Source organism: Xenorhabdus eapokensis (genome assembly GCF_001908105.1).
The window spans coordinates 1-7,950 of sequence record NZ_MKGQ01000060.1 but is presented as its reverse complement, the minus strand read 5'-3'; the positions used below and the strand labels follow the sequence as shown (position 1 = coordinate 7,950).

Here is a 7,950-nt window from a genome sequence, read left to right as displayed (position 1 = left end):
CTGATTAAAAGAGTTAAGTTTTTTTTAAATGCCGCTTCAGCAAATCAATGGAAAGGGATAGGAAATATGAAACTCTCATAATTATGAAAAGTTATTTAGCGTATTCCATAAAGATTTTGATAACATTGTTCTTGGCATGATGAGCTGGAGTAATGGTTTTTTCGCGAAGACAATGATACCAGATCATCATGCTGTTCAAATTCCCCTCACAAAACGTCAACACGCCCTAGATATTTCAACAAAATTTTTAGGTGTTGCTGAGGGTATAGACGTTGATAATCTCTCTAAGCGTGTATTTAAACTTCAAGAAAGTGGCAAAATAACAACTGAAATGGCTCAGTGGGCAAAAATTATCAGGCTAGACGGAAATGCATCTATACACTCAGATGAAGAATTCACTGAATCCGAAGCAAGGGAGCTTCTTAATTTTGTCGAAACATTTTTGCTTTATTCATTCACATTGCCAGAAATGGTTGCCGCTAATAAACACACATAATAACAGCCATTCCACAAACCCGGAGTTAAATCCGGGTAATCAGTGTTTTTCTCTTATGCAAAAAAAAGCCACGCCATGCGCAGCTTTGGATTTAGGTAGTAGGATTTGGGAGTTATTGCCAATTGCAATACAAACGAAGTGTGTTACCTACGTTTTGTTGCAACAAAGCACCTAGTTTTTTTGCATCATTGTTTTTATACGTATTATCAATTTCATATTCGTATTTTGGGTCAGTGTCCAAATGTAAACTTTTGCCCAGATTATAAGTCACACCATCAACAGTTATATAAAGCTCTTTAGCTTGAAAGAGCTCTATTACTTTCTGAGAGCTTTCTTGATTGGCATTAGAGATAGCTATCCAAAGAATCACATCAACCTTGTTGTCTCTGCTTGTATGCCAATAAAATGACGAAGTTTCCACAATATCGGTCTTATTTTGAATGACTTTCAAATCACCAAAATATTTCGACCACTCATGCTCATCCCACTCATATCCTTCTTTTACATACCCCCAGGCTGTATGTTCTTCTGGTGATAATGGTGCTTTCGCGGTTTCTATCAGAACATCAAAAGACAACATAAAGTCCATATTTACCCAGTCACAAGCCATCATGTCTTCTTGTGCTGGCTGCCACGGCTCAAACTTGTTGTGTACACGCTTCTTAAGAAGATAAGGGAGACTACCCCCCTCACTCACTTCTGGTTCAGGAACAAGCCCTATATATTCATTGGGATAATCCCAAGCATTTCTATATACCAGATTCCCTAAATACAATTGAACCATTGCCCAAGGATATGAGCCAACAGGTGCTACTGCATCATGATTTTTGTATTGTTCAGGATTGATAAAGCAATTTTGATTAGTATTCGTTTTCTCTGGCTTATTAACATCAGACATCATTTCCTCACTTATTTATCGTTAAAGTTAAAGGTCATTTCATCCTACTGCTAAACCGCCAGTTGATATTACTTAAGGCAAATTTTTATCTCAATGGGATGCAGCCACACAACAGCTAATACGCACGAATATGTGGTGATGCATTATAAAATCCGCCTATTCGCTAAGAGAATCATCCGCTGGAGTGTAAATTTGAAATTTGCGGCTGATTCTGGGTATCTTTATTGAATACAGGGCAACAAAAAACCCCGCCGAAGCGAGGTAAAATGTCTGAAATAAATAAACCAGATGATAACGCTATATCACTGTTTCTCATCTGTCGAGAAAAGCCAATAAGCTACGTGACATAGCTATCACTCTTATCACAATAACAGCATTTTTACGTACGTAAAGTTATTTTCAAAAATTACTGCATAATTGATGTGCACTAATATTCATTGGCTCTTTTTGGACGTATTTATCCATTTCTAATGGGATATTTAACATCATTAACATGCCTTCAATTACCCCCTCTGCTTTTTGTAGCCTCTTCCCAATATGCCCATCAGAGCAATGATGATCACGCGCTAATTGCATAAAGGTTTTACCGAATACGTAATAGTCGAAGAGCAAATCATGCGCCTCGCTATTGTTCTTATTCAGTCTTGCCATGCAGCCGGAAATAATGATGGCATCATCATCACAGCACTGCGGGCGTGACTTAACCTTGTTCGGGATTAGCCCCTTAAATCCTGCCGCAATAGACGACCAGTAAACCCCTTCCTGATTGTCAGCCACCCATGCTCCCCAACGTTCCATGATCAGTTGAATATCACGCATTATGCTGTCTCCGCTGTCTTTTTCGGAAATACTAATTCTCTGGCCTGATCCCCGTTCTGGAGCAGGTCGTTAAAATCCCCAAAGTCAGGCCAACGAACGCTGACCTTTTCTAAGTCGTTATTCGCTTTCAGATTTTTAGTCGCACACACCATTGCCGCCGCATGACCTGTGGCGCTCCAGTCGTTATCTGCGAAGATAATTAAATGCTTAACCCCTCTGGGAACCAGAAAGCGTTCCATAAGCCCCGCATTTACCACTGACCAGGTATTCACCCCGTAGATTTGTTTACAGGACAATGCGGTTTCGATGCCCTCCGCAATACCCAATGTCGAATCGACTGGGAAAAGACGGATCGCTAGTGACTGGGCGTGGTCGCGATAGCTATCTTCCTGCATCGCATCCAGTTTCTTTTGTGGCGTGATGTCCGCTTTTTTATCGCCATCAAGATAGGTGCGGTGCAGGTAACACAATGTGCCTTTAGCGTCCGTCACCAATGACCAGATAGCTTGTAGTTTCCCATTGCGAACGGGCTGCTCGGAACAATATTTCACATTGTCGGCGGGCAGGACGTGAATACCCCGATTTCGCAGATAGGCTTCGCCCTGTGTACCTTTCAGGTTGGATAAGTTGGTATAGCAGGCGGTCACTCTGTTTCTGAATGTGGTGATATTGGTCTCTTTTTTCCCCACGCTACGTTTATCGGACTGGATGCCCAGCAACAGATCAATCTCATCCGCCAGCGCCTTGTACTCTTTGCCCTGTGTCAGGGTGAGTAACTTCCAGCCATCCCCTGCGTTACAGGTGCAGATGAACGTTCCCCTGCCATCCCGATCATCAATGCGGAACTTGCCTTTTTGCTTACAGATTGGACAGTTGCCCTTGAAGTGCCTTTTTCCTGTCACCGGTGGCAATTTGTAATAAGCGAAGATCTCAGGCCAGCGCCCTATCACCGCATCGGCCGTTTTTATTCTGTTCATCGTATTTCTCCCTGACTGGATGACATACCAAGGCGCTCACGAATATCGCTGACCTTGCGTTGAGCAACCTCAAGGCGCATTTCCTGCTGGTCGTCACTGGACGGCGGCGCTTGCTCCGCTTTCTTGCGGGATTTCGCCCACGCAATCTGTTTATGTTTGATAAAGTTATTCACTTCGGGGGTCAGTTCCTGCGGGGTATCATGAAACCCGCGCGGCCAGACGCCGAACTTGTCTTTAAACGTGTTGGATACCCAGCCATCACTGATAGTCTTGCCCTGTGAAGCGCGCTGGTTCTGGTAATACTTTAATTGTGAATAGAAACTCTGCTTTTCGGCCTGTGTGTAGACGCGCTCTTTCTTGCTGAGTTTTTTGATGGTACGACTGGTATCGACCTCAATATCCTCACCTGACAACGGTTTAAAGTCGCATTTCGGGCAGACATAAACGCCTGCGGGTTTCATGTAATGGCAGGAGGGACATTCTTTGGGTAACTTCTCGCGTTTCTCCTGCTCACGGTAACTGTCACGGGTTTTCATGCCGTCGTTTTTGCAGGGCAGCTCGTCATACTCGATATCATCAGGGTAACCGAGGCGGTGAACCGTGCCGGAGTGATCAAGAATGATGCACCTGTCCTTACCTTTGGCAGTACGCAGGCCTCTGCCGATTGTTTGGAGCCAGCGAATTTCTGACTTGGTGGGACGCGCATAGATAATGCACCGCACATCACTGTCAAAACCTGCCACCAGCACGCCCACATTGACGATGATTTTCGTTGCACCCTGCTCAAACTGATGGATAATCAGATCTCTTTCTTCGGGCGGCGTACTGGCGGTCATGATTTCCGCGTTAACACCAGCGCGATTGAATTCGACCGTGATAAAATTGGCATGGCTGACATTGACACAAAAACAAATCGTGGGCTGGTTCTCACCCAGCTTAAGCCAGCTACTAACCACATCCCCCACCAAGTCAGCCCCGCACATGATTTCGGCTATCTCATCTTCCTTGTAGTCACTGCCGCATACCGGATTGGTGGAGGATTTCACCCCCGTCAAATCAGGCTTGGTGGGTGCATAGAACTCATAACGACTCAGATCACCACGCTGGATTAACTCCTTTATCGTGGTGGGCTTAATCAGTTTCTGGTAGTAGTGACCGAGGAACGGCGAGAAGGGTGTGCCCGATAACCCGACAACCTTACAGTTTGTTTCAGTGGTCAGCCGGGTGATTTCTTCCAGTATTTTCTTACGTTTCAGGTGCGCTTCATCAATCACCAGCAGATCGATATCTTCGGGAAACTCACGGCGGATCAGTGTATCCGCCGAGGCGATTTGAATTAGCCTGGACGGGTCTTGATTGGGGTGATCACGCCAGATATAAGCGATTTCATCTTCGGGTAAACCATACTCAATAAAGCGCTGCGCAGTCTGATTTATCAGGACGGTAAATGGGGCAACGAAGAGAACCCGCATTCCCTTTGACACAAAGCCCTGCGTGATAAACGCGGCTAGTCCGGTCTTGCCCGCACCTGTCGGAGCGTACACCATGAAAGAATTAAAACCCTTCCAATCCTGACGCAACATGTTTAAAGCGCGTTCCTGTGCAAAGTTGGGGGTAATTTCTAGCATGACGTTACTCCCTGTTTATTTTTCTGTGCTGCCGTGTGATAATTCGCGCAGGTAATCCTGCCTGTATGTATATTACCTACCGCAAGAGCCTGAGCAGTTGCACCCTGCAAAGTTTGGCTGTTCGGTTTCTTGCACCCTCTCAGATTTTTATTCTGACTAAACATTCTTACCTCCCGTTGAATATCCCCACTGCCAGAAAAGACCTATCCCGAATCAGTGTCTGAAAGGTGTTGCACGGATCACATCAACCCCGTTCACGCTGTAACGCAAAGGTTGCTTGCCATCTTTGAGCAGCACAAAACCGGATATGCCCGCGGGTAGCTCGCTTAATTTCAACAGTGATCGTTTACGCGGTGATCGGTTGTCCGCCTCGATAGCGCATTTCGCCGCTGCGTGAGTGGTCACCATGTAATCGACGCGACCATTTCGGCCATCGCTTAATCCGGTCACGGTGAAATTCTTTTGCAGGAACCAGCCTTGCTCACGGATCTTTGCTGTGAGTACCGCTTCAAAGTTCTGCATGTCGGCGACAGTGAGAAATTGCTCTTCCAGCAAGGTGATTAATTTTTCTTTCAGTTCTGTGCTCATTTTGTTTCCTCAATGGTTATTTTGTATCACTTGGGTAGTACAGCGATTTTTGAAACCCTATTAGTGCACTTAATTAACTTATGTATTCCCTACTGAGATCTATTTAAGTAATGTGTTCTTACTTGGCTGTGCTTTACCTTACTGAACTCTCCAACCCCCCCTTACCCCCCTGGTTCTCTTCTCTATCGATGTACTAGTTAGGCGATACATATAAACTCCAAAATTAATTACTGGTTAACCACCCTCAACGGCTCGTCCGTATACCCCTGTGCCGCTCTTTCGTACTTCACAACAAATTCCCTGAGCCGGATGTTGGCAGCTCGTCGTGCCGCGTTGTCTTTGCGGTATGAAACGGGTTCCTCATCCCACGCCGCCTGATACACTTCTGAGTACTTGGCAGTTATCTTCGCTCGTGTGCTAACCCGTAGTTTCCCCAGCATTTCCTGAATCCATGCGCCATCGTCTGGGTAGAAATGCGATGGCATGGTCACTTTGATGTAGTCAGGAAAGTGCCCCATAACTAAATCCCGATCACAGACAACAACCACGCACCCCAGATCGGAATGACCACCAGCGCCAGCACATAAACAACCACCGGCTGAATGTTATTCATGACTTACCTCCGTGGGCGGAGGGAACACTTTAGGTAGATCGGGGCGGAGTTCGTGGGCTTGGATGGCACCGTTTGTGGCTTCAGATATTGCAACCGCATTCTCAGGTGAAACTCTTTTCAACCCTCTAAGCCATTTCCAAACAGCTCCTTGAGTTACTCCAATTTGCCTAGCAAGCGCTGTCTGACCTCCTGCAATACTCACAGCTTTATAGATTGGTGATACATAAGACTTTTCTTTCATTACACGCCCTCTCGAAAAATACTTTGGTATTTATATTAATCCTTAAGTATTTTCAAGGCAAGTGCGATAAAATTGTTTTTTTAATACCTTGAGATTAAAATTGAGTAATATTTCAATTTGAGGATTGGTTATGAAACATGAAACATTAGCGCAAAGGCTTAAGTATGCGCTTTCCCTTCGAGGGCTTACGCAGATGCATTTAGCGCAAAAAGTGGGTGTCACTCAGGGGGCAATACAGAAACTAACTTCAGGTAAAGCTACTTCTACAAGGAAAATTCTGGCGATAGCTGAGGCGCTAGATGTTTCAGTGGCATGGCTAGAGCGAGGTGTTGGCGTCCCTGATTCTGGAATGGCTAACACCTTACCTACCTCAGCCCAACAAGATAAGATTTTCAGAGTTGATGCCTTGGATATAGAAAACCTTTCAAGGGGAGGGGAAATATTTTCAGCTGAATTTAAGCAGGCAGTCAATGCCATTGAATATACTCCAAAACAAGCCAAAATGCTGTTTAACAACCGTACCTCTGACGCAATCAAAGTAATTTCTATCTACGGCGATAGCATGGCAGATACGATAGAGCCTGGAGATCAAATTTTTGTTGATATAACCTCTCAACACTTTGATGGTGATGGTATTTACTTGTTTATATTTGGTCATTGTCTGCACGTAAAGCGCCTACAGATGCAAGGCTATAAAATGGCGGTATTATCAGATAACCCTCACTACGAGGCATGGTATATCGACAAAGAGGAAATATCTTTACTGCGTATAGTCGCCAAGGTCTTATTTTGTCAACCACAAAAATTAAAGCTATTTGCATAAATCCAACATACGAGGCTGATGGTTAGTCAGCCTCGCCTCATGCATATCGTAATAATATCAATTGGTATTATTAACATCGAATATCATACCTATATTAAAACTTTAATATTTTATAAATCAACAAGATAAAAAAATACACAAGTATTTTTAAAAATACCATTGACTCCTTTAAAAATACCTTGGTATTATTTATTTCAAGGAAAGATCATCTTCACTGGTAATGTACCTAATAGCAAAACTGGAGGAATGAATTTACCATGAAAACGTTTATTTTCGCAGCAATTAAGCGTTCTGATATCAATCAAAAATATCCCATCAGAATTAAATGTATTGCTGAAAGCTACCAACAAGCAAAAATGATGCTATCTAATTCATATATCACAGTGTGGGCAGGTCAAGTTACGCCTCATGCAAATAATTACATAAAATATTAATTTAATCCGATTACAATAAGGACATATACATGAGTACTCCAGTAGCCGCCATCCAACTCCGTCATACATCAGAAGCACAGGAAGAAAGTATTTATCATTCAGCTTCTATTGCAAACAAATACGCAACTAAATTAATGGATGAAATGGCGCCCTTAATTAGTCAGATGGAAATCAATCATCCCAAAGAAGCTGCCAGATTCAGATCTCTTATTAGTGAGTTAGTTTCAATGACTGATATCACTAAATAACTTTTCATAATTATGAGAGTTTCATATTTCCTATCCCTTTCCATTGATTTGCTGAAGCGGCATTTAAAAAAAACTTAACTCTTTTGATCAGCATCCACATATATTGGCAACAATGGTTCCGTGTGACGGTTTCATGCAATGATTGCCATAGCCGCTCTATTTTATTCAGCCAAGGAGAATAAACC

Annotated in this window: 11 protein-coding genes and 1 pseudogene; 4 read left to right on the top strand and 8 right to left on the bottom strand. The window is 43.6% G+C overall.

Annotation, left to right across the window (positions count from 1 at the left end; translation table 11 throughout):
- The first annotated feature begins 136 nt into the window (after positions 1 to 136).
- The gene (locus Xedl_RS18620; RefSeq protein WP_083600395.1) at positions 137 to 496 is read left to right on the top strand and encodes a DUF4145 domain-containing protein; all 360 of its coding nucleotides are present in this window, start codon (positions 137 to 139) and stop codon (positions 494 to 496) included.
- A gap of 112 nt (positions 497 to 608) precedes the next feature.
- Here Xedl_RS18620 and Xedl_RS18615 read toward each other — a convergent pair whose 3' ends face one another.
- From Xedl_RS18615 to Xedl_RS18585, 7 genes are all read right to left on the bottom strand, one after another.
- The gene (locus Xedl_RS18615) at positions 609 to 1,394 is read right to left on the bottom strand and encodes a Thoeris anti-defense Tad2 family protein (RefSeq protein WP_074025223.1); all 786 of its coding nucleotides are present in this window, start codon (positions 1,392 to 1,394) and stop codon (positions 609 to 611) included.
- A 399-nt stretch (positions 1,395 to 1,793) separates the two neighbouring features.
- Positions 1,794 to 2,213, bottom strand: coding sequence for an antiterminator Q family protein (locus tag Xedl_RS18610; protein WP_074025222.1), 420 nt, complete (start codon positions 2,211 to 2,213; stop codon positions 1,794 to 1,796).
- Entirely contained in the window at positions 2,213 to 3,190 is a 978-nt protein-coding gene (locus tag Xedl_RS18605) for a DUF7146 domain-containing protein (protein ID WP_074025221.1), read from the bottom strand. Before Xedl_RS18605 ends, Xedl_RS18610 begins: the two co-directional genes overlap by 1 nt.
- The gene (locus Xedl_RS18600; protein ID WP_074025220.1) at positions 3,187 to 4,818 is read right to left on the bottom strand and encodes a DEAD/DEAH box helicase; all 1,632 of its coding nucleotides are present in this window, start codon (positions 4,816 to 4,818) and stop codon (positions 3,187 to 3,189) included. The genes Xedl_RS18605 and Xedl_RS18600 overlap by 4 nt, the downstream gene beginning before the upstream one ends.
- A gap of 213 nt (positions 4,819 to 5,031) precedes the next feature.
- Complete coding sequence (locus tag Xedl_RS18595; RefSeq protein WP_074025219.1) at positions 5,032 to 5,406, bottom strand: hypothetical protein; 375 nt, start codon at positions 5,404 to 5,406, stop codon at positions 5,032 to 5,034.
- 227 nt (positions 5,407 to 5,633) lie between these two features.
- Positions 5,634 to 5,954, bottom strand: coding sequence for a hypothetical protein (locus Xedl_RS18590; RefSeq protein WP_244149759.1), 321 nt, complete (start codon positions 5,952 to 5,954; stop codon positions 5,634 to 5,636).
- A gap of 57 nt (positions 5,955 to 6,011) precedes the next feature.
- The gene (locus Xedl_RS18585) at positions 6,012 to 6,260 is read right to left on the bottom strand and encodes a transcriptional regulator (RefSeq protein ID WP_074025218.1); all 249 of its coding nucleotides are present in this window, start codon (positions 6,258 to 6,260) and stop codon (positions 6,012 to 6,014) included.
- Between the two features lie 130 nt (positions 6,261 to 6,390).
- Between Xedl_RS18585 and Xedl_RS18580 the strand changes: the two genes are divergently transcribed.
- The 3 genes from Xedl_RS18580 (at position 6,391) to Xedl_RS18575 (ending at position 7,765) form a co-directional block, all read left to right on the top strand.
- Positions 6,391 to 7,083 (top strand): XRE family transcriptional regulator, encoded by a 693-nt coding sequence (locus Xedl_RS18580; RefSeq protein ID WP_074025217.1) that lies wholly within the window; start codon positions 6,391 to 6,393, stop codon positions 7,081 to 7,083.
- 257 nt (positions 7,084 to 7,340) lie between these two features.
- Positions 7,341 to 7,517, top strand: coding sequence for a hypothetical protein (locus Xedl_RS27990; protein ID WP_158024410.1), 177 nt, complete (start codon positions 7,341 to 7,343; stop codon positions 7,515 to 7,517).
- A gap of 29 nt (positions 7,518 to 7,546) precedes the next feature.
- Complete coding sequence (locus Xedl_RS18575) at positions 7,547 to 7,765, top strand: hypothetical protein (protein ID WP_074025216.1); 219 nt, start codon at positions 7,547 to 7,549, stop codon at positions 7,763 to 7,765.
- 10 nt (positions 7,766 to 7,775) lie between these two features.
- Here Xedl_RS18575 and Xedl_RS18570 read toward each other — a convergent pair.
- A pseudogene (locus Xedl_RS18570) lies at positions 7,776 to 7,950 on the bottom strand (IS630 family transposase); the annotation flags it as partial.